Source organism: Cryobacterium soli (assembly GCF_003611035.1).
In the GTDB taxonomy this organism is placed as follows: Bacteria; Actinomycetota; Actinomycetes; order Actinomycetales; family Microbacteriaceae; genus Cryobacterium; species Cryobacterium soli.
On the sequence record NZ_CP030033.1, the window covers coordinates 2,459,613 to 2,486,369 of the forward strand.

A 26,757-nucleotide genomic window follows, 5' to 3' on the forward strand; every position below is an offset into this window, starting at 1 on the left:
CTGATCTTGCAACAAGGCCCCCGTCTGAGACGGGGGCCTTGTTGCGTGTGGGGCGCAGGAGGCGCTGGGTGCCGCTGTGGCGGCCGTGAGCGGCGTCCGGATGCGCGGGGCCGTTCGCCGCGTCACGCGGGGGCAGAAAGCCGCTGAGGGCGTCTCAGCGCTCCCGGGCGTCCCGGGCTCGTGGGGCGGCGTTCTCCTCGGCATCGGCGTCGGCGTCCAGGAGCATCCCGATCGGGGTTGCGCAGGTGTCGCCGCTCCAGGCCTCGAGGCCCTCCCGCACGGCGAACCCGGCGATGACCAGCCCGGCCACGGCGTCGGCCCAGCTCCAGCCCAGCGTGCTGTTGAGCAGCAGGCCGAGCAGGACCGCGGCCGAGAGGTAGCTGCAGATCAGGGTCTGCTTGGAGTCCGCCACCGCGCTGGCGGAGCCCAGCTCGGTCCCGGTGCGCCGCTCAAACCAGGACAGGGCCGGCATGACCGCGAGGCTCACGGCCGCGAGGATGATGCCCGCGCCGGAGTGTTCGGGCGTGACGGCGCCGGTGAGAGAGAGAACCGACGACACGGTGACATACCCGGCGAGGGCGAAGAATGCGACGGCGATCACCCTCAGGGTGGGCGCCTCGTAGCTCTCCGGGTTCTTGCGGGTGAACTGCCAGGCCACGGCCGCCGCTGAGAGCACTTCCACGACGGAGTCGAGCCCGAACGCGATGAGCGCCGTGGACGAGGCCACGGAACCGGCCGCGATCGCGATGATCGCCTCAATCACGTTGTAGCCGATGGTCCCGGCCACGATCCAGCGGATCCGCCGCTGCAGCACCGCTCGACGGGCGGGTTCCAGGGTCGTCACGCTCATGACGCGGCCTCACAGCATCCGGGCACCGGGCAGTCCGCGTCCAGGCACGGGGCCGAGTCGTCGACGGCGAGTACCACCGCCACGAGCTCGCCGAGTGCGCGGGTGAGGTGAGCGTCGGCGATTCGATAGCTCATCTGGCGGCCCTGGGGCACCGCCACGACGATTCCGCAGTCCCGGAGACAGCCGAGGTGGTTGGAGACGTTCTGACGCGTCAGCGCGAGATCCTCGGCCAACCCGGCGGGATAGGCCGGCCCCTCGAGCAAGGACATCAGGATCCTGGACCGGGTGGGATCCGCCATCGCCCGGCCGAGCCGGTTCATGACATCAAGACGGGAGGTCGTGGTCTGCACTCTCAAAACAATACAGCGTTCGCTGTATTGAGCGAGCAGGGGATTCTTCGGCCCTCAGACGCGGAAAACCCCCAGCCGGCTGCTGCCGAGTGGGGGTTCTGTGCTGTGGAGCCACGGGGAATCGAACCCCGGACCTCCTGCTTGCAAAGCAGGCGCTCTACCAATTGAGCTATGGCCCCGAACCGGTTCCTCACGAGGAGGGAACTGGTGGAGATGTCAGGCTATGAGAGTAATACGTGGGGATACCGGGATTTGAACCTGGGACCTCTTCGTTATCAGCGAAGCGCTCTAACCAACTGAGCTATATCCCCCTATTGGGCAGATTTGAGACTACCGGAAACCGGCGAAAAGTCCCAATCGAGGCCGTTGCCGGCCCCGATCGGGCATCCGCCGCTTAGTTATTGGTGAATCCGACGAGCAGGCCACCGGTGACCTTGACGCTCAGGTTGTACAGCACAGCGAAGATCGCGCCCAGGGCGGTGATCACGACGGTGTTGATGACGGCCACGACCACGGCGAAGCCCATGACGTTGCCGATCGACAGGATTGTCGTGAGCTCAGACGCGCTCCCGGCGATATCCGTGTACAGGGCGTCGATCTCGGTGAAGATGCCCGTGCCGTTGAGTACCGTGAAGGTGAGGAACGTCGCGACGATGGTCACGACGGCCAGGCACACGGCGATCAGGAAGGACAGCTTCACGCTGGACCAGAAATCGATGTAGACGAGCTTCAGGCGTACCTGCTTGGACGACATTGCACCTCGACTCGACTTTTTGGCCAGTTTCTCGGCAACACTACTCATCTGCTGATTCTACTTTCCCCGGTTCGCTCTCCGGTGCAGCCTCGATTTCGGCGACCAGATTGCGTTCGGTGTTCTTCGCGATGGCGATGATCCTGTCTTCGTCCGCGAATTTTGCAAAAACGACGCCCATGGTGTCCCGGCCCTTGGCCGGCACTTCGGCGACGTCAGAGCGTACCACCTTGCCACTGGCAAGGACCACGAGCACCTCGTCTTCCTCGTCGACGATGAGCGCGCCGACCAAGTCGCCGCGGTCGTCGTTGAGTTTGGCGACCTTGATGCCCAGGCCGCCGCGGTTCTGCAGACGGTACTGGTCGGCAGAGGTGCGCTTGGCGTAGCCGCCCTCTGTGACGACGAAGACGAAGCCGTCGTCGGCGACCACGGAAGCGTCCAGCAGGCTGTCCTGGCCGCGGAAGTGCATGCCGATCACGCCGGAGGTGCTGCGGCCCATCGGGCGGAGGGCCTCGTCGGAAGCGGTGAACCGGATCGACATGCCCTTCTTCGACACCAGCAGCAGATCGGAATCCTCGTCGACGAGCAGCGCGGAGACGAGTTCGTCACCCTCGCGCAGCTTGATGGCGATGATGCCGCCGGTGCGGTTGGTGTCGTACTCGCTCAGCGCGGTCTTCTTGATCAGTCCGTCGCGGGTGGCCAGGGTCAGATACTGGGCCACGCCGTAGTCCCGGATGTCCAGGATCTGGGCGATCTCCTCGCCGGGCTGCAGCGCCAGGAGGTTGGCCACGTGCTGGCCCTTGGCGTCACGGCCGGCTTCGACAGCCTCGTAGGCCTTCGCCCGGTAGACCCGTCCGGTGTTGGTGAAGAACAGCAGCCAGTGGTGGGTGGTGGTGACGAAGAAGTGTTCGACCACGTCGTCGGCGCGCAGCTGCGCGCCCTTGACGCCCTTGCCACCGCGGTGCTGGTTGCGGTAGTTGTCGCTGCGGGTGCGTTTGATGTAGCCGCCGCGGGTGACGGTGACCACCATCTCCTCTTCGGGGATGAGGTCTTCGACCGACATATCGCCGTCGAAGCCGAACATGATTTCGGTGCGGCGGTCGTCGCCGAACTTCGCGGTGATCTCGGTCAGTTCTTCGCTGACGATGCTGCGCTGGCGCTCGGGGCTAGCCAGGATCGACTTGAATTCGACGATCTGCAGTTCGAGTTCGGCGGCCTGGTCGATGATCTTCTGACGCTCGAGGGCGGCCAGGCGGCGCAGCTGCATGGTGAGAATCGCGTCGGCCTGGAGCTTGTCGACCGTGAGGAGGTCCATCAGGCCCTCGCGGGCGTCGTCCACGGTGGGGGAGCGGCGGATCAGGGCGATGACCTCGTCGAGCGCGTCGAGCGCCTTGAGGTATCCGCGCAGGATGTGGGCATCCGCCTCGGCCTTGTTCAACCGGAACTGGGTGCGGCGCACGATGACGTCGATCTGGTGGGCGACCCAGGCGCTGATGAAGCCGTCCAGGGCGAGTGTGCGCGGGATACCGTCGACGATCGCGAGCATGTTCGCGCCGAAGTTCTCCTGCAGCGGGGTGTGCTTGTAGAGGTTGTTCAGCACGACCTTGGCCACCGCGTCGCGCTTGAGCACGATCACGAGGCGCTGACCGGTGCGGCCGCTGGTCTCGTCGCGGATGTCGGCGATGCCGGTGATCTTGGCATCCTTGACCAGGTCGGCGATCTTGATCGCCAGGTTGTCGGGGTTCACCTGGTACGGCAGCTCGGTGATGACCAGGCAGGTGCGGCCCTGGAGTTCTTCGATGCTCACGACGGCGCGCATCGTGATCGAGCCGCGGCCGGTGCGGTAGGCATCCTGGATGCCCTTGATGCCCAGGATCTGCGCACCGGTGGGGAAGTCGGGGCCCTTGATGCGCTGGATCAACGCTTCGAGCAGCTCTTCACGGGTGGCGTCGGGGTTCTCCAGGTACCAGAGCGCTCCGGCAGAGACCTCGCGCAGGTTGTGCGGCGGGATGTTGGTGGCCATGCCGACGGCGATGCCGACGGACCCGTTCACCAGGAGGTTGGGGAAGCGGGCCGGCAGCACGGTGGGCTCGAGGGTGCGACCGTCGTAGTTGTCCTGGAAGTCGACGGTGTCCTCGTCGATGTCGCGCACCATCTCGAGGGCCAGCGGGGCCATCTTGGTTTCGGTGTATCGCGGGGCGGCGGCGCCGTCGTTGCCGGGGGAGCCGAAGTTGCCCTGGCCAAGGGCCAAGGGGTAGCGGAGGCTCCAGGGCTGCACGAGGCGCACGAGAGCGTCGTAGATGGACGAGTCACCGTGCGGGTGGAACTGGCCCATCACGTCGCCGACGACGCGGGCGCACTTGGAGAACGCCTTGTCGGGGCGGTAGCCGCCGTCGTACATGGCGTAGATCACGCGGCGGTGCACGGGCTTCATGCCGTCCCGCACGTCCGGCAGTGCACGTCCGACGATGACGCTCATCGCGTAGTCGAGGTAGGAGCGCTGCATTTCCAGCTGCAGGTCGACCTGGTCGATCTTGCCGTGCTGGGTGAGGTGTTTGGCTGCCGCCGCGGCGTCGGCCGCTTCCACGGTGTTGCCCGGTTCGACGGGCAGGCCGCCGGTGGTGTCGTCAGATGTCAAGGAAACGCACGTCCTTCGCGTTCTTCTGGATGAAGTTGCGTCGGGATTCGACGTCTTCGCCCATCAGGGTGGAGAAAATTTCGTCGGCGGCTGCCGCGTCGTCCAGGGTCACCTGGAGCAGGGTGCGGGACTCGGGGGCCATGGTGGTTTCCCACAGCTCCTTGTAGTCCATCTCGCCCAGACCCTTGTAGCGCTGGATGCCGTTGTCCTTCGGGATCCGCTTGCCGGCGGCGGCACCGTCGGCGAGCAGGGCATCCCGCTCCGCGTCGGAGTAGACGTACTCGTGGGCCGAGTTGGCCCACTTGAGCCGATACAACGGCGGCTGGGCCAGGTACACGTAGCCGAGGTCGATCAGCGGGCGCATGTAGCGGAACAGCAGGGTGAGCAGCAGGGTGGTGATGTGCTGGCCGTCGACGTCGGCATCGGCCATCAGCACGATCTTGTGGTACCGCACCTTGTCCGGGTTGAAGTCCTCGCCGATGCCCGCGCCGAACGCGGTGATCATGGCCTGCACCTCGGCGTTGGCGAGGGCGCGGTCCAGACGGGCCTTCTCCACGTTGAGGATCTTGCCGCGCAGCGGCAGGATCGCCTGAGTCTCGGGGTTGCGGCCCTGAACGGCAGAGCCGCCGGCCGAGTCACCCTCGACGATGAAGATCTCGGATGCCGCGGGGTCCTTGCTCTGGCAGTCCTTGAGCTTGCCGGGCATGCCGCCGCCCTCGAGCAGTCCCTTGCGGCGGGCGGTTTCCCGCGCCTTGCGGGCGGCCATGCGGGCCGTGGCGGCCTGCAGTGACTTCCGGATGATTTCCCTGGCCTGCACCGGGTTGCGGTTGAACCAGTCGGAGAGCTGGTCGCCGACCACACGCTGCACGAACGCTTTGGCCTCGGTGTTGCCGAGCTTGGTCTTGGTCTGGCCCTCGAACTGCGGCTCAGCGAGCTTGATGGACACGACGGCGGTCAGGCCCTCGCGCACGTCGTCGCCGGAGAGGTTGTCGTCCTTCTCCTTGAGGATGGCCTTTTCGCGTGCGTACTTGTTGACCAGAGTGGTCAGTGCGGCGCGGAAGCCCTCCTCGTGGGTGCCGCCCTCGTGGGTGTTGATGGTGTTCGCGTAGGTGTGCACGCTCTCGGTGTACGCGGTGGTCCACTGCATGGCCACCTCGAGCGCGATCTTCTTCTCGGTGTCCTCGAACTCGAACGAGATGATCTCCTCGTTGACCAGTTCGGCCTTCTTGGCCCGGTTGAGGTAGGCCACGTAGTCCATCAGGCCCTGCTCGTAGAGGAACGAGTTGCTGATCGGCTTGTCGTCGTCATCGCGGCTCTCCGGGCGCTCGTCGGTGAGCGTCAGGCGGAGCCCCTTGTTAAGGAACGCCATCTGCTGGAAGCGGGCGCGCAGCGTCTCGTAGTCGAAATCGATCGTCTCGAACGTCTCACTGCTCGGCCAGAAGGTGATCGTGGTGCCGGTCTCGTCCGAGACCTCGTCCTGGTGCAGTGACTCGTTGGGCACACCGTTGTGGAAGCTCTGGCGCCACACGTAGCCCTGCCGGCGCACCTCGACCTCGAGTCGGCTGGAGAGGGCGTTCACGACGGAACTGCCCACGCCGTGAAGACCGCCGGAGACCGCGTAACCGCCGCCGCCGAACTTTCCACCGGCGTGCAGCACGGTCAGGACGACCTCGACCGTGGACTTGCCCTCTGCCTTGTGGATGTCGACGGGGATACCGCGGCCGTTGTCCTGCACGCGCACGGCGCCGTCGGCGAGAATGCGGATGTCGATGGTGTCGCAGTACCCGGCGAGGGCCTCGTCGACGGAGTTGTCGACGATCTCGTAGACCAGGTGGTGCAGACCGCGTGGACCGGTCGAACCGATGTACATTCCGGGTCGCTTGCGAACAGCTTCAAGGCCTTCGAGAACCTGGATGTCTTCCGCGCCGTAAGCGTGCTGCTCCGGCTCGGTTTTCGGTTCAATTGTCATGTGAAATTGGGCTCCTGACCGTCGCACAGGCGACCCTTCAGCCTACCAAACACCCCGCACCCCGGAGGCCAAATCGGCCGTTTGACGCGTTTATTTCGCATGGTTGACCTGTTTTGGCTACCTAGCCGTAGGTATCGCGTGGACCCCGCCCTGGGATTGATCTGGGACCCTTTTTCCAGGAGGGCGCGTTGGGCCCTTGAAAACGAATTGCGGCGATGCCGGCGTCGGGGAACTTCTGCATGATCTGAGTCATGATTTCCACACGCATCATTCGCAACTGCGTCGCCCAGGCCGTCGACTCGCAATGCACGGTGAGAATACCCTCGTCGATACCGGCCGGGGTGGAGTGTTTGGCGGTCTCCTCGCCGGCCAGTTCGATCCACGAGGCGAGCAGGTCGGACTGGGCCATCGGCGAGTTCCAGCCCAGCTGAGCGGTGAGGGAGCTGATCGTCTCACCCAGTCCCTTGGGGTCCCGGCCGGCGCCGAACGGAACACTCGAACCGATCTGGGCGCTGGGCTTGCGGCGGGCGCGCATCCGTTTGGCGTTCGGGTCGCCGAAGACGTCCTTGAACCGTAGGTAGACCTTGGCGGCCTCGCTCTGCTCAGCCATCGGAGGCGCCGTCCGGTCCGGTGGGCCCGTCCACGACGGCTCCGGCGTTGATGTGGATGGTGTGCGCGGCGAGGACCGCGGGCACGTCCTCGTAGACGGCCGCGGTGATCAGTACCTGCTCGAATCCGGTCACCGCTTCGGCCAGGCGCCGGCGCCGGGACTGGTCGAGTTCGGCGAACACGTCGTCGAGGATCAGCACGGGGTCGCCGCTGGAGGATTCCCGGCGCAACAGCTCCGCCGAGGCCAGCTTGAGCGCCAGCGCGAACGACCAGGATTCACCGTGGCTGGCGTAGCCCTTGGCCGGCAGCGCGTTGAGCTCGAAGACCAGGTCGTCCCGGTGCGGGCCGGCCAGGGTCATCCCTCGGTCCAGTTCCTTGCGACGCAGCCCGGCTAGGGCGGCGCGGAAGGTGTCGGCGGTCTCCGACCCGGCGCCGGCCTGGGCAGCAGCGGGGGAGGCCGCCTCGTCGGACTCTTCGTCGGCGCCGAGGATGCTCAGGGAGGCAACGAGGGTAGGACCGTGGTCGGCGCCTGCCACTGCTTTATAGGCGTCGTGCAGCGGCGGCAGCAGTTCTGCAACAAGGTCGGCGCGGGCGTCGATGATCTCGGAGCCGAGGGCGACGAGTCTCTCGTCCCAGATGTCGAGGGTGCCCAGCTGGGTGGTCTTCAACCCGGAGGCGCGCGCGGACTTGAGCAGAGTGTTTCGCTGCTTGAGCACCCGGTCGTAGTCGGTGAGCACGCCGGACATCCGTGGGCTCCGGAGGATCAGCAACTGGTCGAGGAACCGGCGTCGGCCGGACGGGTCGCCGCGCACCAGGGCCAGGTCTTCAGGGGCGAAGAGCACGCTGGAGAAATACCGCGGCAGGTCGCGGGTCTTGATCACCGACCGGTTGATCTGCGCCCGGTTCAGCCCGGACCGGTTGATCTGCACCTCGGCGAGGATGTCCCGCCCGTTGTGCTCGAGCCGGGCCCGGATGATCGCCGCGTCCTGGCCGGAGCGCACCATGGCTCCGGTCTGGGAGACCCGGTGTGAGCTCAGCGTGCTGAGGAAGCCGAGCGCTTCGACGAGGTTGGTTTTACCCTGGCCGTTGCGCCCCACGATGAGGTTGGCGCCCGCCCGGAACGGAACCTCGGCTTCTGCATAATTGCGGAAGTCGGTCAGGGAGAGGTGGGTGACCCGCACAGCGGATCAGTCTGCCTTCTTTATGGCATGGCCACCGAACTGGTTGCGCAGCGCGGCCACGGCCTTCATGGCCGGTGAGTCTTCCTGGCGGGAGGTGAACCGGGCGAAGATCGACGCGCTGATCGCGGGCACCGGAACGGCGTTGTTGATGGCCTCTTCGATGGTCCAGCGGCCTTCACCGGAGTCTTCGACGTAGCCTTCGATGTCGGCCAGCTTCGGGTCGTCCTTGAGGGCGAGCACCAGCAGTTCGAGCAGCCAAGACCGCACGACGGTGCCGCGCTGCCAGGCGGTGAAGATACCGGGCACGTCGTGCACCAGGTCATCGCGCTTCTCGAGCAGCTCGAAGCCCTCGGCGTACGCCTGCATGAGGGCGTATTCGATGCCGTTGTGCACCATCTTGGCGTAGTGGCCGGCGCCCACCTTACCGGCGTGCACGAAGCCTTCTTCGCGGGGGCCGGCGGGGCGCAGCGCGTCGAAGACCGGCATGGCCCGCTCGATGTCGGCCGCGTCGCCGCCGACCATCAGTCCGAAGCCGTTCTGGAGTCCCCACACACCACCGGAGACGCCGGCATCGACGTAGTGCACGCCCTGCTCGGCCAGGAGTGCTGCGTGGGTGAAGTCGTCGGTGAACCGGGAGTTGCCCCCGTCGATGACCAGGTCCCCGGGGGAGAGCTTGGTGGCGAGGTCTGCGATCACCGAGGTGGTGATGGCACCGGCCGGAACCATGACCCAGACCAGGCGGGGAGTCGGCAGCGCCTCCACCAGCTCGGCGGTCGACGCCACGTCGGAGACGTCTGGGTTACGGTCGTACCCGGTGACCGTGAGGTCCGCCGCGCGAAGCCTGTCGCGCATGTTCGCGCCCATTTTTCCGAGGCCGACGATTCCGATGTGCATGGCTGTCCTTCGTGGTTCTGGTAGTTCTTGTCCTGCGGGTGGGGCGGGGTCAGCGCAGCAGCAGGTTCGGCTGCAGCAGGTACCGGTAGCTGTCCGCTCCGGCCTGCTCCCGAGACGTCTGGCTGGTGATCAGCACGGGACCGGGCTTGTTGGGGTTCTCGGTCTTCGTGAACGAGATGCGCACGAACTCCGAGTGCACGGCTCCCAGACCGTCGAGCAGGAACTGCGGTTTGAGCGACACCACGGTGTCGCCGCCGGAGAGAATCGCGTCGATGGTCTCCGACGCCTGGGCCTGCTCTGAGCCGATGGCCTCGAGGGTGAGCCCGTCGGCGGTGAAACTGAACCGGAGCGCCGCCTCGCGCTCGAGCACCAGCTGCACCCGACGGGTGGCCTCGATGAGCTCGGCGGTGTTCATGACGGCGTAGTTGTCGACGTTGTCGGGGAAGAGCCGGCGCACGGGCGGGTAGTTGCCCTTGATCAACAGCGACGTCACGGTCTTCTTGTCGGCCGTGAAGGCGATGAGCTCCCGGTCGTCGGTGTTGGTGATGGCCACCGAGATCGTTCCGCTGTGCCCGAAGGTCTTGCCGACCTCTTGCAGCGTGCGGGCGGGAACGAGGGCGGTGATCGGTTCCTGGGCCTGGTTGGCTCCCGGGTCCCAGTCGATCTCGCGCACGGCGACCCGATACCGGTCGGTGGCGACCAGGCTGATGCTGTTCTCGGTGATCTGCAGCTGCACGCCGGTGATCACCGGGGTGACGTCATCCCGCGAGGCGGCAACGGCGACCTGGGATACGGCTGCGGCGAATTCCTCGGCAGGTACGAGCCCGGATTGGGCGCTGACCTGGGGAATGCTAGGATATTCCTCTACCGGCATAGACAGCAGGGTGAAGTTTGCACTGCCGCAGCTGACGGTGATACGGGACTCGTTGGTGGAAAAGCGCACGGGTGCGTTCGGCATCCGGCTGGCGATCTCGGCCAGGAGGCGACCGGAGACGAGAACGCGTCCGGTCTCTTCGACATCGGCGGCGATTTCGGTCTGCGCCGAGACCTCGTAGTCGAAGGACGACAGGATCAGGCCGGTTTCGGTCGCCTCGATCAACACACCGCTCAAGATGGGCAGGGTGGTGCGCTGGGGAAGGAGTTTTACAGCGAAAGATACGGCTTCACTGAAGACGTCCCGGTTGGCCTGAAATCTCACGAAGTCACTCCTGTCGATGGAGACCTGGATACGGCCTCAATGCTAGTCGGGTTTCTCGACGGCCCATTTCTTGTGAGCCGTGGCGAGTAAAGGTTGTTGGACCTGGAGCTAATTAAGTTAAACGTTAATCTTCTTAACCGTTGTGGAAACTGTGGATAACTCGGTGGATAGTGCTGAACGACAGGGAACTACAAAGTTGTAACTTGTGGAGCGCCTGTGAGCGTTAAGCCCAATGAATGACACGAATCACTTTCTGTAATTCACAGTTTTCACAAGCGGACGATGCGTTTCTACAGGTTGTGCCCGGTTGTCCCGGCAGTTTCCACAGGGTTATCCACAGGTACGAAACACAAAAAAATTTTCTTTACTTGTAGCGGTGATCCTGCTTGATGCGGTTGGTGAGCTCGGTGACCTGGTTGTAGATGGACCGACGCTCCTTCATGAGTTCGCTGATCTTCTTGTTCGCGTACATCACGGTGGTGTGGTCGCGGTTGCCGAACAACTGGCCGATCTTGGGAAGAGACAGGTTCGTCAGCTCCCGGCACAGGTACATCGCGATCTGCCGGGCCGTGGCAACGGCCTGCGATCTGGAGGACCCGTAGAGGTCGTCCACGGTGAGCTTGAAGTAGTCGGCGGTGTTGGTGATGATGTCCACCGGCGCGATGACGTTGTCCTCGTCGAGGGTGATGACGTCCTTGAGAACCGTCTGCACGAGGTTCATGTCCACCGGGGTGCGGTTCAGGCTTGCGAACGCCGTCACGCGGATCAGCGTTCCCTCGAGTTCGCGAATGTTGGAGGACACCTTCGAGGCCATGAACTCGAGGATGTCGTGCGGCACTTGGAGCTTCTCGCTCTGTGCCTTCTTGCGGAGGATGGCGATGCGCGTTTCCAGGTCGGGCGCCTGCACGTCGGTGATCAGGCCCCACTCGAAGCGGGAGCGCATGCGGTCTTCGAAGCCGGTCAGGGCCTTGGGCGGCAGGTCGCTGGTGATCACGACCTGCTTGTTGTGGTCGTGCAGGGTGTTGAAGGTGTGGAAGAACGCTTCCTGCGTTTCCGCCTTGCCCTGCAGGAACTGGATGTCGTCGATCATCAGGATGTCGATGTTGCGGTAGCGGTTCTGGAATGCCGAGCCGCGGTTGTTCGCGATCGAGTTGATGAAGTCGTTGGTGAACTCTTCCGAGCTGACATAGCGAACACGGATGCCGGGATACAGGCTCATGGCATAGTGCCCGATGGCGTGCAGGAGGTGGGTCTTGCCCAGTCCGGAGGAACCGTAGATGAACAGCGGGTTGTAGGCCTTGGCCGGGGCTTCGGCCACGGCGACGGCCGCGGCGTGCGCGAACCGGTTGGACTGCCCGATCACGAAGTTGTCAAAGCTGTACTTGGAGTTCAACCGGGTGTCGTGGGGACGTTCGGGCGAGGTGTTCTCGAAAACCGACTGCGGGGTGGCGGGAGTCTCGATGTCGGGCTGGTGCACGATCGGCTCCTGCACCGGGCGCAGGGACTCCTGCTCAAGCTCCGGGTTGACCACCACATAGAAGGTCGTGACCGCGACGGATTCGCTCAGCTGTCCCATCGCGGTGAGCAGCGGCACCCGCATCCGTTGGTTCAGCATGCTCGCGGTGAACTCGTTGGGAACCTCGAGGTAGAAGGTGCCGGCCGCGATGCCCTTGGGTTCGACCAGGTTCAGGAAGCCGTACAGCATCGGCGTGATGGAGTCATCGGACTCCAGAATGGTCAGAACCGACCGCCATGTTTCACTGATGGGCTGTTCCCCGTCTGGCATGGTTCCCCGCAATCTTGATCTTTACGCTCAGCCGCCGCGAGGCGGGCATCCGTCAGTCGACACAGAATGTCGCATCGGACGATTCATCCACAACGTTATCCACCGCCTGTGGGCAAATAACGACTGGATTCTCAGGCTTTACCCACAACCTGTGGATAACTTGTCCTCACGGTAGTCAATGACCGGCGGTCAGGCCAAATTAGCTCGAAGAACCACAGCGTGTCTGTACCAGAAATGGGAAATCAATGGGCAGAATCGTACGTTTGGGCCTCGTCAGTTTGACCACGGGCGAGCGAAGCCGTAGTTTTAATCAGTTGACCCCAGCCCGTGGGCTACCTCACTCTTTCCCGGCCGCTCGTTTAGGCCTGCGGAGATCCAATACGTGGAGATTGAACAATGAGCAAGAGAACGTTCCAGCCGAACAACCGTCGTCGCGCGAAGGTGCACGGTTTCCGTCTTCGTATGCGCACCCGCGCCGGACGCGCCATCCTCGGTGCTCGTCGTCGCAAGGGTCGCACCGAACTCTCCGCGTAAGCGATCCCGTGCTCGCTCACGCCAATCGCATTACGAGCGGGAGCGACTACAAAGCTGTCGTTCGACGAGGTATGCGGGTCGTCGGCCCGCACACCGTGACGTATCTGCGCCGCAACCCCGAACCCACTCCGGTGCGGTTCGGGTTCATCGTGGCGAAGAATGTTGGCGGTGCGGTGGTGCGTAACCGCATCCGTCGTCGAATGAAGGCCGCAAGTTTCGATCTCCTTCCTGGCGTTCCCGCCGGGACGGAGGTCGTTTTTCGCGCACTCCCCACATCAGTGGACGCCAGCTGGCCCGTACTCGTGGCCGAGCTGTCGACCGCCTTGGTCAAGGGCCAGCGCGGACGATGAACAGGGCGATCCTCACGCTGGTGCTGCTCCCCCGCAATGTCGGGGTGGTGCTCCTGCGCGTGTATCGCGCGGTAATCTCACCGTTGTACGGCGATGTCTGCCGGTATTACCCCTCGTGCTCGGCGTATGCCCTTGGCGCCGTTCAGGAATATGGCCTGATCGTCGGCGCTTTCTTCGCCGCACGCCGGGTCTTGCGTTGTCATCCTTGGGCTGAGGGCGGAATCGATGATGTTCCCCTGAAACGACACCGTCGCTACACCGTGACGTCGTTTGGATTTGTAGTTCCTTTAGCCACGGAAAGGGCTGACTCGCACGCATGGACCTCTTAGGTACTATTCTCTGGCCGCTGAAATGGGCCGTTGAGCTTCTGCTCGTCGCCTGGCACTGGCTGTTCTCCAACGTGGGGCTCAACCCGAACGACGGCCTCACCTGGGTGCTGTCCATCGTGGGCCTTGTGCTCGTGGTGCGTGCCGCACTGATCCCCATCTTCGTTCGGCAGATCAAGAGCCAGCGCAAGATGCTCGAGGTCGCCCCGCAGCTCAAGAAGATCCAGGACAAGTACAAGGGCAAGAAGGACCAGTTCTCCCGCGAGGCCATGTCCCGCGAGACCATGGAGCTGTACAAGCGCACGGGCACCAACCCGCTCGCCTCCTGCCTGCCGTTGCTGCTGCAGATGCCGATCTTCTTCGCCCTGTTCTCGGTGCTCAACGACGCCCAGAAGTCCAACGCCGGCGTCGGACCGCTCAACCAGGAGCTCGCGACGAGCTTCGGCAACGCTACGCTCTTCGGCCGGGCCCCGCTGCACGACACCTTCGCCCAGCAGTGGACCCTGATGACCGGTGGGGCCGACTTCAACCTCTCCGTCATGATCATCGCCGCCACCATGGTGGTCCTGATGACCGCGTCGCAGTTCATCACCCAGCTGCAGATCGTCTCCAAGAACATGTCGCCGGAGACCAAGGCCAGCCCGATGTTCCGCCAGCAGAAGATCATGTTGTACCTGCTGCCGCTGGTCTTCGCCTTCTCCGGTGTGGCTTTCCCGCTCGGCGTCATGTTCTACTGGCTCACCTCGAACATCTGGACCATGGCCCAGCAGTTCCTGGTCATCCGCAACATGCCCACCCCCGGCAGCGAGGCCGCCAAGGCGCGCGAAGAGCGCATGGCCCGCAAGGGCAAGCTCATCGCAACCGACGGCGACATCATCGTCGTAGAAGAGGCCAAGAAGCCGGCCCAGCGTCAGCAGCCCGTGGGCAAGAACCGGGCCAAGAAGCAGACCGGGCCCAAGAAGTAACAGGGATGGACAACAACGTGACTGAGAACACCGACGTGGTCAACGCGGATGCTGCTGCCGACGCCCCCGACGCGCTGCCGACCATCGGCCAGTTGGAGCAGGAAGGCGATATCGCCGCCGACTACATTGAGGAATTCCTCGATATCTGCGACCTCGATGGGGACATCGATATCGATGCCCGCAACGGACGTGCCTACCTTTCGGTGAACTCGTCCGATGCCACCAACCTGCGTCTGCTGTCCAAGCCCGACACCGTCAACGCCCTGCAGGAGCTCACCAGGCTGGCCGTGCAGAACAAGACCGGCTCGTTCTCCCGTCTGATCCTCGACGTCGGTGGGTCGCGTGAAGCCCGCCAGGCCGAGCTGACCGACCTTGTCGGCCGTGCCATCGAACGTATCGAAGGCGGCGCAACGGAGGCCTCCCTCCCCCCGATGTCGTCGTACGAGCGCAAGCTGGTGCACGACATCGTGTCGGAGCGCGGGTTCGTCTCCGAGTCGCTGGGCGAAGGCCGTGACCGTCACACGGTCATCACCGCCGCGTAGTTTCACGTGAAACAGTGACCCTCTCTCTCGAGGCCGAGCCGGCCGTCGCCGCCGAGTTGTTCGGCGACCGCATCGACGTGGCGCGCGATTTCACCCGACACCTCGCCGAACAGGGTGAGGAGCTGGGGCTGATCGGTCCGCTCGAGCTCCCCCGGCTGTGGAGCAGGCACATCCTGAACTGCGTCCTCGTGGCTCCGTTGCTGCGCCCGGGGCGGGTCGGGGATGTCGGATCAGGCGCGGGGCTTCCCGGCTTGGTGCTCGCGATCGCTCGCCCCGACGTCTCTTTCATCCTCATCGAGCCGATGGAGCGTCGCGTCGCCTGGTTGACCGGGCAGATCGCCGCGCTGGGCCTGACCAACGCGACCGTGCTTCGGGCCCGCGCCGAGGACATCCGGTTGGATGCCCCGCTCGACCAGGTCACCGCGCGGGCCGTGAGTGCACTCAAGACGTTGATTCCCCTGACCGCGCCGCTGCTGCGGCCGGGCGGAGAACTCGTCGTCATGAAGGGCGCCGGGGCCGCGGGCGAGATCGGCAACGCCGCCAAGGCCATCGCGCGGTTCCGGCTGCGAAATGTCGAAGTTCTCACCCTCGGCGAGGGCGTGCTGCCGGACGTCACCCGGGTCATAAGGGCTACAGTGGACTAGTCCCGGCAGCGTCCGTTCCGTGCGAACGGGCATCCGCCGTGGCTCACTCTCGGGTGGCTCATCAACCGTCGAACGCAAAGGTTTCACGTGAAACATCCTGGCGAAGACCAGCAGGCCGGCTCCCCCGGTCCCGGCCTCGACAACAGCACCCCCTTGGCCCGGGAAATCTCGGACCTGACCCGTCGGCGGCAGGTGATCGCGGCGGAACGACTGCCCAAGCCCGCCATCACCCGCGTGATCACGATCTCCAACCAGAAGGGTGGGGTCGGCAAGACGACGACGGCCGTGAACCTCGCGGCGGCACTGGCCCGTCAAGGCGCGCGTGTGCTCGTGATCGACCTCGACCCGCAGGGCAACGCTTCGACTGCCCTCGGTGTTGAGCACCGCGCAGAAACCCCCAGTGTCTACGACGTCATCATCAACGATCTGCCCATGGTGGACGTTGTACAGAAGAGCCCCGAGTTCGGGGCGCTCTACTGCGTGCCAGCCACCATTCACCTGGCCGGCGCCGAGATCGAACTCGTGTCGCTCGTGGCCAGGGAACAGCGCCTGCGCCGCGCCCTCGACCTGCACATCAAGGAGATGACGGACCCGTACGATTACGTCTTCATCGACTGTCCCCCGTCGCTCGGCCTGCTCACGATCAACGCGTTTGTCGCTGCCCGCGAGGTTCTCATCCCTATCCAGTGCGAGTACTACGCTCTCGAGGGTCTGAGCCAATTGCTCAAGAACATCGAGTTGATCGAGAAACACCTCAACCCCCAGCTCGTCGTGTCCACGATTCTGCTCACCATGTACGACAGTCGAACCAATCTGGCCAACCAAGTGGCGCAGGATGTGCGCGACCACTTCCCGAAACAGGTGCTGGAGACGCTGATTCCGCGCTCTGTGCGCGTTTCTGAGGCGCCCAGCTACGGTCAGAGCGTGATCAGTTACGATCTGAACTCCGCAGGATCGCTCTCCTACCTCGAGGCAGCGGCAGAAATAGCCCGTCGGGGCGTTCCAGAATCAGGAGATGAGCAGTAATGGCAAAACGTACAGGGCTTGGTCGTGGCATCGGGTCACTGATTCCCGTGCAGGAGAACCCCTCCCAGGCGCGTCCAGTCGACGTCTTCTTCCCGTACAACGAGAATCCCCATGCCGAGGGGACCGCCGGGGCCTCCCCCGTGCACGGAACCGCTCAGGCCCTGGCCGTGGACGTGGCCATCGCGACCTCACCCAGTGAACCCGTCGAGTCCGGCAGTGCCTCCGACACGGATCTGCTCGCGGTGCCCGGCGCCCGACTCGCGCACCTGAACCCTGCCGATATCGTGCCGAACGCGGTGCAGCCGCGCAGCGTCTTCGACGAAGACGACCTCGCCGAATTGGTGCACAGCATCCGCGAGGTCGGCGTGCTGCAGCCGATTGTGGTGCGGCCGCTCGCAGAACAGCCCGGTAAGTACGAACTCGTCATGGGTGAGCGTCGTCTGCGGGCGACCAAAGAGGTCGGCCTCGACAGCATTCCGGCCATCGTGCGGGACACCGCCGACATCGACATGTTGCGGGACGCGCTCCTGGAGAACCTGCACCGGGCCCAGCTCAACCCGTTGGAAGAGGCATCGGCGTACCAGCAGCTGCTCTCCGACTTCGAGATCACACAGGAGGAACTGGCCAGCCGCATCGGACGGTCACGCCCGCAGATCACGAACACCCTCCGGCTTCTGAAGCTGCCCGAAGCGGTTCAGCTGCGCGTGGCGGCCGGGGTTCTCTCCGCCGGCCACGCCCGTGCGGTGCTCTCGGTGGGTGACCACGACGGCATGGTGCGTCTGGCCGACAAGATTGTGAACGAAGACCTCTCGGTGCGCGCGGCCGAGGCCGCAGCAGCGGCCGGCCCGAAGCCTGTGGCCGTGAAGCCGTCGCCCGGAAAGCGACAGGGGCACCTGAATGAGATCGCCGAACACCTCGGTGATCGCCTGGACACCCGAGTGAAGATCAGCCTGGGAGCAAGAAAAGGCCAGATCACAGTCGATTTCGCCACCATAGGCGATCTGAACCGCATCCTCGGTGTCCTCGGTGAACCCGGCTTCGGAGCGAACTAGTCTCTTTACGTTTCACGTGAAACATCCGCGCTTCACGCGCAGCCGGTGAGCTGAGTCCCGCTGCTCGAGCCTGGTGAGACGCACGGACGCCTGGCGTTGTTCGAGTGTTTCACGTGAAACCATTGCTACCGTGAACGACCGTGTGGAGTCGAGTCGTCTGCAGTTCGGGGCGAGTGTCGGCACTCGACCGCGTGCTGGCCGAGCCTGCCGAGACCAGCCCGGCTAGACAGTCACTCTCCGAGAGGGGTGTGTGAGGCCTAGTGGGCCGAACCGTCGGCGCACGAGTGTTTCACGTGAAACATTCCGCATGAGATCACGTTCCCTTGGATGGGTACGGGTCGTTCGTCCAGACTCGGCTCGGATTCATCCACCCGTCGGCCGAGCTCGTCGAGTGGCAGACGAAGACACTCAACCACACGGTGGTCGAGCTTGTCGAGACCCCGTGCACGCTCGATCTCTGAATTCACGCCTGACGCGAACCAAGCCAATGTTGAAATACGGCCGCTGTGGGCGCGTCTGTACACCGAAATACCGGGCTCCGTACGGGACCCACGTCAACATGGCGGCCGGAGATGGCCTCTCAGAACGCCGAAATCGACCGTTTCACGTGAAACATCGAGACAAATTCGCCGTAGTTCGCCGATGTGGATGGGGTCAACCCCGCCGCTGGCGCATATCCGTGAGCCAGATTGGCTCGGGTCGTCGGTGTTTCAAGTGAAACTGCCGCGCGATTCGGATGCAGCTGGCTCGTGCAGATCTTGCGGGCGGCGAGAGCTCGAAGCAGGCCTCGTTCCTCGTTGGTGTCGCTGTAGGGATGTCCCTGGTGCTGGCTTCGATAGGCTCAACCAGCGTGCCATCGCGATGACATGCGCCAGCACCGCGCGCCGGGGCAAGTGTTTCACGTGAAACAGTCTGTGGTGCGGGGTGGGCAATGCTCTCGACGGTCGCAACCCAGTGTGAGGGGCCGGTGCGAGTACTGGTCTGGGATCGACCAGCGCGGCCAGTGGCCGGCCGCCCCGTTGGCCGGCGTGGTCTGCAGGAGTGGGGGAGGGGTGGTCGGTGCGCCAGGACTAGTGTTTCACGTGAAACACGGCTGCGTTCAGCGCAGGCTCACCGAGGCGGCTCGGGCGAGGGCGGCGTACACGGAGCCGAGGGTCTCGCCGGATGCCTCGATCGACTGGGGTGCGAGCGAGGTTTCGGTGAGACCCGGAAGCACATTCGCTTCCAGGAACCACGCGACGCCGTCGGCATCCACCATCAGGTCGATACGGGACAGTTGAGCAAGGCCGAGCAGTCGGTGAATCGCCACAGCGGTCTCGGCGACAGTGGTGGCGACGTCCGGCGCAATGCGCGCGGGCGTGAAGAACAGTGTCTCGCCGGCGTTGTAGCGCGCTTCGAAGCTGAAAACCCCGCTGACGGGCACGATTTCCACTGCGGGAAGGGCCTGGGGGCCGTCTCCGGTGTCGATGACCGTCACCGCGAGCTCGGTTCCCTCGATTTTGGCCTCCACGAGGGCGGTGTCGGCGTACGTGTAGGCATCTACCATGGCCCGGGGCAGGCCGGCGGCCGTCTCGACGATGGTGACCCCCTGCGCCGAGCCGCCCTGAGCCGGCTTGACGACCAGGGGGGTGCCGAGCGCTGTGACCAGGTGTTCGAGTACGCTGGCCGCACCGAGGTCCCGGAAGGTCTCGCGGGACAGGGCGATCCACGCGGGGGTGGAGTACCCGGCCCGGCGCACGAGTTCCTTGGCGGTGGGCTTCGACCAGGCCAGGCCGGCTGCGGTTCCGCGGGGTCCTACGTGCGGGATCCCCGTGGTCTCCAGGAGAGACAACAGGGCCCCGTCTTCTCCGGTCGCTCCGTGCAGGACCGGCCAAATGACATCCGGCCGGTGCTCGGCGAGCTGTGTGAGGAGGCCGGCCTGCGGGTCGATCAGGGTGACCCGGTGGCCCAGGTTGGTCAGCTCGTCGGCAACGCGCCGTCCACTGCGGATGGAGACGTCCCGCTCGTGCGAGATGCCGCCCGCGAGAACCACTACGTCAAGGAACTCGGATTCGCTCATGATCTGGGGTTTTCCTTTGGTTGTGCCGGTCTCGGGGTGATGTCACCGCGGCTGGGAGGGCAGCGGGTCAGGTGTGTCTGGTCAGTTGATGTCGGGCGGCGGGGCGCCGAAGCGACGACCGTCATGGGCCGGAGAGAGCGAACCGGTGCCGGCGAAGGTGTCGAGCAGCTCCAGCTCGTCACGCACGACGGTAGCCAGGCGACGGATGCCCAGGCGGATGTGCTCGGGAGTCGGGTAGCAGAACGACAACCGGATGTTCTGGCGGCCCTGACCGTCGGCGAAGAACGCCGTGCCGGGGGTGTACGCCACCAGCTCCTTCACCGCACGCGGCAGCATGGCCTTGGAGTCCAGGGTCTCTGGCAGGTTCAGCCACACATAGAAACCACCGTTGGGGTTGGTCCAGGTGAGCTCCGGCAGGTACTCCGTCAGGGCCGAGAGCATGGCGTTCTTGCGCTCCCGGTAGACACCGCGGAACGTGTTGATCTGGCCCTTCCAATCCGCCGTGGCCAGGTACTCGGAGATCACCAGCTGGCTGAACGAACTGGGGGAGAGCACAGCGGCTTCATTGGCCAGCACCAGCTTCTCGCGGATGGCATGCGGGGCCAGTGCCCAGCCCACCCGGAACCCGGGCGCGAGGGTCTTGGAGAAGGTGCCCAGGTAGATGACGCCGTCCCGTTCGACCGAGCGCATCGCATCCGGTGCCTTCTGGTCGAAGTAGAGCAGGCCGTAGGGGTTGTCCTCGAGAACCAGGATCTGGTTCTCCTTGGCGATCTCGAGGATCTCCAGGCGACGCGCCCAACTGAGTGTGACGCCGGCCGGATTGTGGAAGCTGGGAATCGTGTAGAGGAATTTGATGGTGCGGCCCGCGGCCTTCAGCCGAGCGATGTGCTCGCGCAGGGCCTCAGGGATCATGCCCTGGTCGTCCATGGGCACGTGGTCCACGTCCGCCTGGTACGACTTGAAGATCACCATCGCGGTGACGTAGCTCGGTCCCTCCGAGATGACGACGTCGCCCGGGTCGAGGAAGAGCTTGCTGACCAGTTCGAGGGCGTGCTGGGACCCCGTGGTGACCACGACGTCGTCGGCGTTCGCCCGGATGCCCTCGAGCGCCATGACCTCGAGAATCTGCTCTCGGAACAAAGGAACTCCCTGACCAGAGCCATATTGCAGAGCTACGGGACCCTGCTTGCGCATGACGTTCTCGAGCGCGTTCATGACGAGGTCCTGCGGCAGGGCGGCGACGTAGGGCATTCCGCCGGCCAGCGAGACGACTTCGGGGCGGGAGGCGACTGCGAACAGGGCGCGTACCTCGGAGGCGCGCAGGGCGGCGGCTCGCTCGGCGTAGTGGTGATACCACGGGTCGAGGTTGTTACCGGCCTGGGGGGTGCCTATCGCTGTCACGTCATGTCCGTTCTGGTGAGGCCTTAATCGTATGGGGTGCCACGCGCGGTGTCCGCATAAGCCGGCGGATGCCCGGGTGAATACGCAAAAACACCCGCCCGGCGAGTGCCGGGCGGGTGTTGGGGTTCGCGAGGAACCGGCCGGCGGCTACTTGAGGTAGGCGGCCAGGTCGGCTTCGAGGGCGGGCTTCGGCTTGGCGCCGATGACGGTCTTGACGACCTCGCCCTTCTGGAAGACCTTCATCGCGGGGATGGAGGTGATCATGTACTTCGCGGCGAGGGCCGGGTGGTCGTCGACGTTCAGCTTGACGATGTCGATCTTGTCGGAGTTCTCAGCGGCGATCTGGTCGAGGATCGGGCTGACGGCGCGACACGGGCCACACCACTCGGCCCAGAAGTCCACCAGGACGGTCTTCTCGTTGTTGATGACTTCCTGGTCGAAGGTGGCGTCGGTGACGGCGCGTGCAGACATGTGGTGCTCCTTAGTTGGTGACGGTTGCAAATTCGGGGTCGCCGGCCTGAGCCAGCAGATCCTCGGGAAGGGTAGCCAGGTAGTGCTCGGCGTCCAGAGCCGCCACGGTGCCGCTGGCGGCCGCGGTGACGGCCTGGCGGTACGTGGGGTCGATGACGTCTCCGGCGGCGAACACGCCCGCCTGGCTGGTCTTGGAGGACCGACCGGCGACAGCGATGGTGCCGTCGCTGGTGAGGTCGAGCAGGTTGTGCACGAGGTGGGTGCGCGGGTCGTTGCCGATCGCCACGAACAGGCCGCCGATCGGGAGGCTGCTTTCGGCGCCCGTGACGGTGTCGCGCAGGCGCAGGCCCTCAACGGCCTCTTCACCATCGATGCCGACGACCTCGGTGTTCCAGACGAACTCGATCTTCGGGTGCGACTTGGCGCGCTCCTGCATGATCTTGGACGCCCGCAGGGTGTCCTTGCGGTGGATGATGTACACCTTGCTGGCGAAGCGGGTGAGGAAGGTGGCCTCCTCCATGGCGGAGTCGCCACCGCCGACGACGGCGATGACCTTCTCCTTGAAAAAGAACCCGTCGCAGGTGGCGCACCAGGACACGCCCCGGCCGCTCAGACGCTCTTCATCGTGGATGCCGAGCTTGCGGTAGGCGGAGCCGGTGGCGAAGATCACCGAGAGGGCCTCGTGCGTCTCGCCGTTGCCCAGGGTCACCGACTTCACGGTGTCGCCGAATTCCAGCTTCGTGACGTCGTCGTAGATGACCTCGGTGCCGAACTTCTCGGCCTGCTCCTGCATCTTGGCCATCAGCTCAGGGCCCTGGATTCCGTCGGCGAAGCCGGGGAAGTTCTCCACGTCGGTGGTGTTCATCAGTTCACCGCCGGCCTCGACCGAGCTGGCGATCAGGAGCGGCTTCATGTTCGCCCGCGCAGCGTAAATGGCGGCCGTGAACCCGGCAGGGCCCGAACCGATGATGATGATCTGACGCACGCGTAGACTCCTTGAAATCAGTGGGAGAGACGCCCTTCGGCGCCTCACTTTCGGGTACAACACATCCTAATCGGATGCTATTCCGCGCCGGCCGGCCTCGGGCCCTGGTGCACAGCCGGCGCTCAGCGATCGGGCACCGGGTCAGCGGCGGAAACGCGCCTTCAATGGGGCCACAAAGCCGTGCAACTCGCTGCTGCGCATGAGCAGCAGCAGCCCGAAGTAGAGGCCGGACATGACCAGGCCGATGATGCCCATGCTGATGATCGCCGGGGCGATGCCCGACACGGCGAAACCGTCGGCGCGGGTGCCACCGAGCGTCACGAGCAGGGCGAGCCCAGCGGCGACGGGCACGACGGCCGCGACGAGGTACTTCACCAGGCTGCGGAGGATCCGCCGACCGTCAATCCCGCCGAGGCGTTTGCGCAACAACCAGGCGGCCAGGACGGCCTGCAGCGTGCCGGACACCGTCACGACGAGGGCGATGCCGAACGCGGTCCATTCCCGGGGGAGCAGCAGGCAGCCGAGCACGCCGACGACCACGAGAACGACCTGGAAGAGCGTGAAGAAGAACGGCGTGCGGGTGTCGCCGAGGGCGTAGAAGGTGCGCTGCACGACGAAGAGCACGCAGAAGGCCACCAGGCCCAGCAGATAGGCGATGATGACGTTGCCGATGGCCTGGGTCTGGGTGAAGCTCTCGTGCACGAACACGGCCGCGAACGGGTAGGCGCACACCATGATGACGGCGCTGGCGAGCACGATCAGCAGGGTGGTGCCGCGGATCGCGGAGGACGCATCAGTGCGGAGCCGGGTGGTGTCGCCGCGTGACGCGTGCTCGCTCATCCGGGTGAAATAGGCCGTGGCGACCGAGACGGTGATGATCGAGTGCGGCAGCATGAAGATCAGCCAGGCTGTGCTGAGGACGGCCGTCGAGGCGTCCTCGCCGGAGGCGCCGGAGACGACCTGGGTCTCCACGATGCCGGCCGCGGTGGTGAGCAGCAGCATGCCGAAGGTCCAACTGGCCATCTTGCCCGCCGCGCCGAGACCGACGCCGCGGAACTTGAAGTCGGGCCGGTACCGCAGCCCGATGCGGTGCCAGAAGTAGTAGAGCACCACGGCCTGCAGCACGACACCCAGCGTTGCGCTGCCGGCCAGCAGGGCGATCATCCCGGGGGTGAAGTCGGTTGCCAGTCGCTGGCCCAGCGGGTCGGCGCCGAACAACGCCATGAACACCAGCAGCCCGGCGATGGCGATGACGTTGTTGAGCACGGGGACCCAGGTGAACGGGCCGAAAGACTTCCGGGCATTGAGCACCTCGCCCAACACCGTGTACAGGCCGTAGAAGAAGATCTGTGGCAGGCACCAGTAGGCGAACGCGATGGCCAGGGAGAGCTGTTCGGGGGAGTATCCCGGACCGATGAAGCGAGTGATGACGGGCGCGAGGAGGCTGGCGGCCAGGGTCGTGACGGCCAGGATGCCCAGGGCGAGGGTGACGAGCTTGTTGATGTACGCCGTGCCGCCGTCGTCGTGCAGACTGGCGCGCACGATCTGGGGAACAAGCACCGCGGTGAGCACACCCCCGGCCACGATCGTGTAGACCGTGTTGGGCAGCTGGTTGGCCAGGGCGAACGCGTCGGCGCTCTGGCCGAACTGGCCGATCACCCGGGCGAAGACGATCACCTTGAGGAACCCGAGGAGCCGGGAGACCATGGTGCCGGAGGCCAGGATCGCGCTGGCGCGGCCGACGCCGCCCTGGCTAGCCACGGGGAGCCGTCGGCAGGTCGTCGGGTTCGATGGTCGGTGCGGTGGTCGGCTCGGGGTCGACGGCGGGCCCAGAGTCGGTGGCCGGTTCAGAGTCGGTGGCCGGTTCAGCGGAAGCGATGGGCGCGGCGTCGGCGCCGGACTCGGCATCCGGGTCCGCCTCCGCGCGGGCCGCGAGGGCCCGGTCGCTGCGACGGTGCACGATGTTGCGCCAGACGCCGAAGCCGAAGAAGAGCACCACGAGCGCGGCGAAGATTCGCGATCCGATGCCTTCCCAGTCGGCGCGGACATTCACCGAGATCAGCGACGGCTGGTCGATCGCGGCGCCGGACGGGGTGAAGAGGGAGACCCGCAGGGTCACCGCGCCGTTGCCGACCGCGGCGGTGACCGGAATGGATACGGTCTTGGCGGAGCTGGCATCGAGGACGGCCTCGACGTCGTTGCCCACCACCAGGCGGCCGTTGGACGGCACCACCTGCACGCGCACGGTGACGGCCTGGCCGAGGGCGTTGTTGAGGGTGATGGGGATGTCGACCTTGCTGCCGACGACGTTGATGGGCCCGGTGGTCGTGACCGTGATGGACTGCAGCACCTTGTGCGACTCCGCGAGATCGTCACCGACCGCAGCGCGCCACCCGGTGCTGTCGGACTGCCAGGCGGGCGCCAGCAGGGCGAGCAACGCCAGCCGGTTGGGCGCCGTGACGGCGACGGGGTCCGCGAGGGCGGTGGAGAAGTCGTTGAGTTCTCTCTCGCGGTCGACCAGGCGGGTGGCCAGGTCGACGGTTCCGGTCGGTTCGGTCCGTGGGGCGAAGGTGACGCTCGTCGAAACGGGCGTCGCCGCGGCTTCGGTGAGCGTGGTGGGCGCATACCAGGGCAAATCGTTGAGGGCCTGGATGGTCTGGGCGAGCCGCGTGGCGGTGGGCGGCCAGCCGCGGTCCATCGTGGCGAGGAGGGTCCGTGCGGCGCCGGGATTCGCGGCGGCGACCACGGCAATCTGCGACGAAACCTCGGCCATCGCGGCGCGCCAGGCGTCGTCTGTGGTGGCGGTGGCGGCGGCGCGCAGCGCCGTGGAGATGGCGGAGTCGTCCACCAGACCGAGCTCGTCCGAACTGAGGGCGGTGGTGGTGCTCGCCGTGACGTCCTCGTCGGACTGCGTGACGTTACCGGAGGCGAGGATCGTGGTGGTCAGGCCCGCGGCCGCGAACGCGGCCAGGTCGCCCTGGGCGACGACGTTGTCGGCGGGCCAGGCGATCGTCGTGGAGGTGTAGTCCCAGGCGAGCAGCTGCTCCAACGTGGGCACCGTGCTCGTCGGTGACTCGGGGGTGGACGTGGGGGCGGGAGTGGCCGGATCTGTGGCGTCGGACGGCCCGGCCGGCGGTGTGACCGGTTCCGACGCGGCAAACAGGTTCGGGTCGATGGCGAAGTCGAGCGAGAGCGCAGCGGGCACTCCGGAGGCCCCGGCCTGCACGGCCAGCGAGGGGTCGGCATCCGCATACCCGAGTGGGAATATATCGTTCTCGGCCTGGTCGAGCCGGGCCAGCCACTCGACGGCGGTGGGCGGTGCGGCGCTGCCAAGCAGCCGGATCGACGCGATGATCATGGGGTCGATGGCGATGGCGACGGGTTTGTCGATGATGCCGTCGAGCTGTCGGGTGAGGATCCCGGAGGAGGCGGTGTACGCGGCGAGGTCCTCCGCGCCGATGATGCCGGTGCGGCCGGCCGGGGTGGTGATGGGCATCGCCACGGCGAGGTCGACCGGGGTGACCGTGGGCACCTGGGTCGTCGATGTGTCGGGGTACCAGACGAAGGTGGACTGGCCGGACGCCCGGACGGTGTCGTCGGTGCTCAGTGTCGCGGCGATGCCGCGCGGTCCCCACGGGCTCCAGTCGAACAGCCCCAGCGACGCGTTGGGCACGGTGACGTCCACGCTCACGGTGCTGTGCGGTTGCACGGGAGCGGTCAGCGGCACGTTCAGCATCAGCTCACCGGAGTCGCGGTCATCGTCGGGGTCGAGCCAGTCGTTGAGGGCGGTGCGGGTGGTGAGGGCGCGCTCGGCCAGGTAGACCCCGACCGTCGCGGAGGAGAGCGGGGAGACCGAATCGTTGGTCACGCTGACGGACAGGTGCAGGTCTTCGCCGATGTGCAGGATCGACGAGGTGCTCGGCGAGAGGGCCAGAGTGATGGAGTCGTCATCCTTCGCCGTGGGAACCGCATTCGTTGCCGCCGTGGCGACCGGTGCCGGTGCGGCCGCAGCGGACTGGCCCACTGCCAGGGCGGGAAACAACACCAGCGGGGCAGAGAGCAGCAGGGCGAGAAGACGGCGCCGTGTTCTGGGGAGCGCGGGCCGACGCGCGTTATTCCGATCGGCCACCATGTACGGGATTCTACGGCGTACGCAGCGCAGAACCCTCCGCGTGC

The 26,757-nt window shown here is 65.5% G+C and carries 24 protein-coding genes and 2 tRNA genes; 8 read left to right on the forward strand and 18 right to left on the reverse strand.

Annotated features, from left to right (window positions below; genetic code table 11):
• Positions 1-154 precede the first annotated feature (154 nt).
• The 12 genes from DOE79_RS11295 to dnaA form a co-directional block, all read right to left on the reverse strand.
• A complete protein-coding gene (locus DOE79_RS11295; RefSeq protein WP_120338570.1) occupies positions 155-850 on the reverse strand; it encodes a cation efflux transmembrane domain-containing protein in 696 nt (231 codons plus the stop codon).
• A complete protein-coding gene (gene cmtR / locus DOE79_RS11300; protein ID WP_120338571.1) occupies positions 847-1,200 on the reverse strand; it encodes a Cd(II)/Pb(II)-sensing metalloregulatory transcriptional regulator CmtR in 354 nt (117 codons plus the stop codon). Before cmtR ends, DOE79_RS11295 begins: the two co-directional genes overlap by 4 nt.
• 106 nt (positions 1,201-1,306) lie before the next feature.
• Positions 1,307-1,379, reverse strand: a tRNA-Ala gene (locus DOE79_RS11305).
• A gap of 58 nt (positions 1,380-1,437) precedes the next feature.
• Positions 1,438-1,511: transfer RNA gene (locus DOE79_RS11310), tRNA-Ile, on the reverse strand.
• A gap of 83 nt (positions 1,512-1,594) precedes the next feature.
• Positions 1,595-2,002, reverse strand: a complete 408-nt coding sequence (locus DOE79_RS11315) for a DUF3566 domain-containing protein (RefSeq protein WP_066591452.1) — start codon at positions 2,000-2,002, stop codon at positions 1,595-1,597.
• Positions 1,995-4,538 (reverse strand): DNA gyrase subunit A, encoded by a 2,544-nt coding sequence (gene gyrA, locus DOE79_RS11320; RefSeq protein WP_245977323.1) that lies wholly within the window; start codon positions 4,536-4,538, stop codon positions 1,995-1,997. Before gyrA ends, DOE79_RS11315 begins: the two co-directional genes overlap by 8 nt.
• A 40-nt stretch (positions 4,539-4,578) precedes the next feature.
• Positions 4,579-6,558, reverse strand: a complete 1,980-nt coding sequence (gyrB, locus tag DOE79_RS11325; RefSeq protein ID WP_120338573.1) for a DNA topoisomerase (ATP-hydrolyzing) subunit B — start codon at positions 6,556-6,558, stop codon at positions 4,579-4,581.
• 121 nt (positions 6,559-6,679) lie between these two features.
• A complete protein-coding gene (locus tag DOE79_RS11330) occupies positions 6,680-7,168 on the reverse strand; it encodes a DciA family protein (RefSeq protein ID WP_120338574.1) in 489 nt (162 codons plus the stop codon).
• Entirely contained in the window at positions 7,161-8,348 is a 1,188-nt protein-coding gene (gene recF / locus DOE79_RS11335) for a DNA replication/repair protein RecF (protein WP_120338575.1), read from the reverse strand. Before recF ends, DOE79_RS11330 begins: the two co-directional genes overlap by 8 nt.
• A gap of 6 nt (positions 8,349-8,354) precedes the next feature.
• Positions 8,355-9,242: a phosphogluconate dehydrogenase (NAD(+)-dependent, decarboxylating) gene (gene gnd / locus DOE79_RS11340; protein WP_120338576.1), complete on the reverse strand. Its 888-nt coding sequence runs from the start codon at positions 9,240-9,242 to the stop codon at positions 8,355-8,357.
• Between the two features lie 49 nt (positions 9,243-9,291).
• Positions 9,292-10,440: a DNA polymerase III subunit beta gene (dnaN, locus tag DOE79_RS11345; protein ID WP_120338577.1), complete on the reverse strand. Its 1,149-nt coding sequence runs from the start codon at positions 10,438-10,440 to the stop codon at positions 9,292-9,294.
• A 364-nt stretch (positions 10,441-10,804) separates the two neighbouring features.
• The gene (gene dnaA / locus DOE79_RS11350; RefSeq protein ID WP_066591434.1) at positions 10,805-12,226 is read right to left on the reverse strand and encodes a chromosomal replication initiator protein DnaA; all 1,422 of its coding nucleotides are present in this window, start codon (positions 12,224-12,226) and stop codon (positions 10,805-10,807) included.
• Positions 12,227-12,622: 396 nt separating this feature from the next.
• Between dnaA and rpmH the strand changes: the two genes are divergently transcribed.
• The 8 genes from rpmH (at position 12,623) to DOE79_RS11390 (ending at position 17,665) form a co-directional block, all read left to right on the forward strand.
• On the forward strand, positions 12,623-12,760 hold the full coding sequence (gene rpmH / locus DOE79_RS11355; RefSeq protein ID WP_010204566.1) for a 50S ribosomal protein L34: 138 nt from the start codon (positions 12,623-12,625) through the stop codon (positions 12,758-12,760).
• A gap of 71 nt (positions 12,761-12,831) precedes the next feature.
• Positions 12,832-13,110, forward strand: a complete 279-nt coding sequence (locus DOE79_RS11360; protein WP_245976903.1) for a ribonuclease P protein component — start codon at positions 12,832-12,834, stop codon at positions 13,108-13,110.
• Positions 13,107-13,439: a membrane protein insertion efficiency factor YidD gene (yidD, locus tag DOE79_RS11365; RefSeq protein ID WP_084021326.1), complete on the forward strand. Its 333-nt coding sequence runs from the start codon at positions 13,107-13,109 to the stop codon at positions 13,437-13,439. Before DOE79_RS11360 ends, yidD begins: the two co-directional genes overlap by 4 nt.
• Positions 13,427-14,401 carry a membrane protein insertase YidC gene (yidC, locus tag DOE79_RS11370; RefSeq protein WP_120338579.1) on the forward strand — a complete coding sequence of 325 codons (975 nt, stop codon included), beginning with the start codon at positions 13,427-13,429 and terminating at the stop codon, positions 14,399-14,401. The genes yidD and yidC overlap by 13 nt, the downstream gene beginning before the upstream one ends.
• 5 nt (positions 14,402-14,406) lie before the next feature.
• Positions 14,407-14,943 (forward strand): Jag family protein, encoded by a 537-nt coding sequence (locus tag DOE79_RS11375; protein WP_120338580.1) that lies wholly within the window; start codon positions 14,407-14,409, stop codon positions 14,941-14,943.
• A 14-nt stretch (positions 14,944-14,957) separates the two neighbouring features.
• Positions 14,958-15,587, forward strand: coding sequence for a 16S rRNA (guanine(527)-N(7))-methyltransferase RsmG (gene rsmG / locus DOE79_RS11380; RefSeq protein ID WP_120338581.1), 630 nt, complete (start codon positions 14,958-14,960; stop codon positions 15,585-15,587).
• Between the two features lie 87 nt (positions 15,588-15,674).
• A complete protein-coding gene (locus tag DOE79_RS11385; protein ID WP_120338582.1) occupies positions 15,675-16,613 on the forward strand; it encodes a ParA family protein in 939 nt (312 codons plus the stop codon).
• Positions 16,613-17,665: a ParB/RepB/Spo0J family partition protein gene (locus DOE79_RS11390; protein WP_120338583.1), complete on the forward strand. Its 1,053-nt coding sequence runs from the start codon at positions 16,613-16,615 to the stop codon at positions 17,663-17,665. The genes DOE79_RS11385 and DOE79_RS11390 overlap by 1 nt, the downstream gene beginning before the upstream one ends.
• Before the next feature lie 1,099 nt (positions 17,666-18,764).
• Here the strand turns inward: DOE79_RS11390 and DOE79_RS11395 are convergent.
• The 6 genes from DOE79_RS11395 to DOE79_RS20895 all read right to left on the reverse strand — a co-directional run bounded on the left by DOE79_RS11395 (position 18,765) and on the right by DOE79_RS20895 (position 26,713).
• Entirely contained in the window at positions 18,765-19,724 is a 960-nt protein-coding gene (locus DOE79_RS11395; RefSeq protein WP_120338584.1) for a D-alanine--D-alanine ligase family protein, read from the reverse strand.
• An 81-nt stretch (positions 19,725-19,805) separates the two neighbouring features.
• Entirely contained in the window at positions 19,806-21,125 is a 1,320-nt protein-coding gene (locus DOE79_RS11400; RefSeq protein WP_120338585.1) for an aminotransferase-like domain-containing protein, read from the reverse strand.
• Positions 21,126-21,272: 147 nt separating this feature from the next.
• The gene (gene trxA / locus DOE79_RS11405; protein WP_066598673.1) at positions 21,273-21,596 is read right to left on the reverse strand and encodes a thioredoxin; all 324 of its coding nucleotides are present in this window, start codon (positions 21,594-21,596) and stop codon (positions 21,273-21,275) included.
• 10 nt (positions 21,597-21,606) lie between these two features.
• Positions 21,607-22,581, reverse strand: coding sequence for a thioredoxin-disulfide reductase (trxB, locus tag DOE79_RS11410; protein WP_120338586.1), 975 nt, complete (start codon positions 22,579-22,581; stop codon positions 21,607-21,609).
• A 141-nt stretch (positions 22,582-22,722) separates the two neighbouring features.
• Entirely contained in the window at positions 22,723-24,342 is a 1,620-nt protein-coding gene (murJ, locus tag DOE79_RS11415) for a murein biosynthesis integral membrane protein MurJ (RefSeq protein WP_342767914.1), read from the reverse strand.
• Positions 24,335-26,713, reverse strand: a complete 2,379-nt coding sequence (locus tag DOE79_RS20895) for a DUF6049 family protein (RefSeq protein ID WP_245976904.1) — start codon at positions 26,711-26,713, stop codon at positions 24,335-24,337. The genes murJ and DOE79_RS20895 overlap by 8 nt, the downstream gene beginning before the upstream one ends.
• Positions 26,714-26,757 lie beyond the last annotated feature (44 nt).

What these genes read in the sequence shown, in the direction of transcription:
- DOE79_RS11295 (WP_120338570.1), bottom strand. Translation starts at nt 850, where the DNA reads ATGAGCGTGACGACCCTGGAACCCGCCCGTCGAGCGGTGCTGCAGCGG.
- dnaA (WP_066591434.1), bottom strand. Translation starts at nt 12,226, where the DNA reads ATGCCAGACGGGGAACAGCCCATCAGTGAAACATGGCGGTCGGTTCTG.
- yidD (WP_084021326.1), top strand. Translation starts at nt 13,107, where the DNA reads ATGAACAGGGCGATCCTCACGCTGGTGCTGCTCCCCCGCAATGTCGGG.
- DOE79_RS11360 (WP_245976903.1), top strand. Translation starts at nt 12,832, where the DNA reads ATGCGGGTCGTCGGCCCGCACACCGTGACGTATCTGCGCCGCAACCCC.
- DOE79_RS11330 (WP_120338574.1), bottom strand. Translation starts at nt 7,168, where the DNA reads ATGGCTGAGCAGAGCGAGGCCGCCAAGGTCTACCTACGGTTCAAGGAC.
- DOE79_RS11395 (WP_120338584.1), bottom strand. Translation starts at nt 19,724, where the DNA reads ATGAGCGAATCCGAGTTCCTTGACGTAGTGGTTCTCGCGGGCGGCATC.
- gnd (WP_120338576.1), bottom strand. Translation starts at nt 9,242, where the DNA reads ATGCACATCGGAATCGTCGGCCTCGGAAAAATGGGCGCGAACATGCGC.
- gyrB (WP_120338573.1), bottom strand. Translation starts at nt 6,558, where the DNA reads ATGACAATTGAACCGAAAACCGAGCCGGAGCAGCACGCTTACGGCGCG.
- trxA (WP_066598673.1), bottom strand. Translation starts at nt 21,596, where the DNA reads ATGTCTGCACGCGCCGTCACCGACGCCACCTTCGACCAGGAAGTCATC.
- DOE79_RS11375 (WP_120338580.1), top strand. Translation starts at nt 14,407, where the DNA reads ATGGACAACAACGTGACTGAGAACACCGACGTGGTCAACGCGGATGCT.
- DOE79_RS11390 (WP_120338583.1), top strand. Translation starts at nt 16,613, where the DNA reads ATGGCAAAACGTACAGGGCTTGGTCGTGGCATCGGGTCACTGATTCCC.
- DOE79_RS20895 (WP_245976904.1), bottom strand. Translation starts at nt 26,713, where the DNA reads ATGGTGGCCGATCGGAATAACGCGCGTCGGCCCGCGCTCCCCAGAACA.
- DOE79_RS11315 (WP_066591452.1), bottom strand. Translation starts at nt 2,002, where the DNA reads ATGAGTAGTGTTGCCGAGAAACTGGCCAAAAAGTCGAGTCGAGGTGCA.
- rpmH (WP_010204566.1), top strand. Translation starts at nt 12,623, where the DNA reads ATGAGCAAGAGAACGTTCCAGCCGAACAACCGTCGTCGCGCGAAGGTG.
- yidC (WP_120338579.1), top strand. Translation starts at nt 13,427, where the DNA reads ATGGACCTCTTAGGTACTATTCTCTGGCCGCTGAAATGGGCCGTTGAG.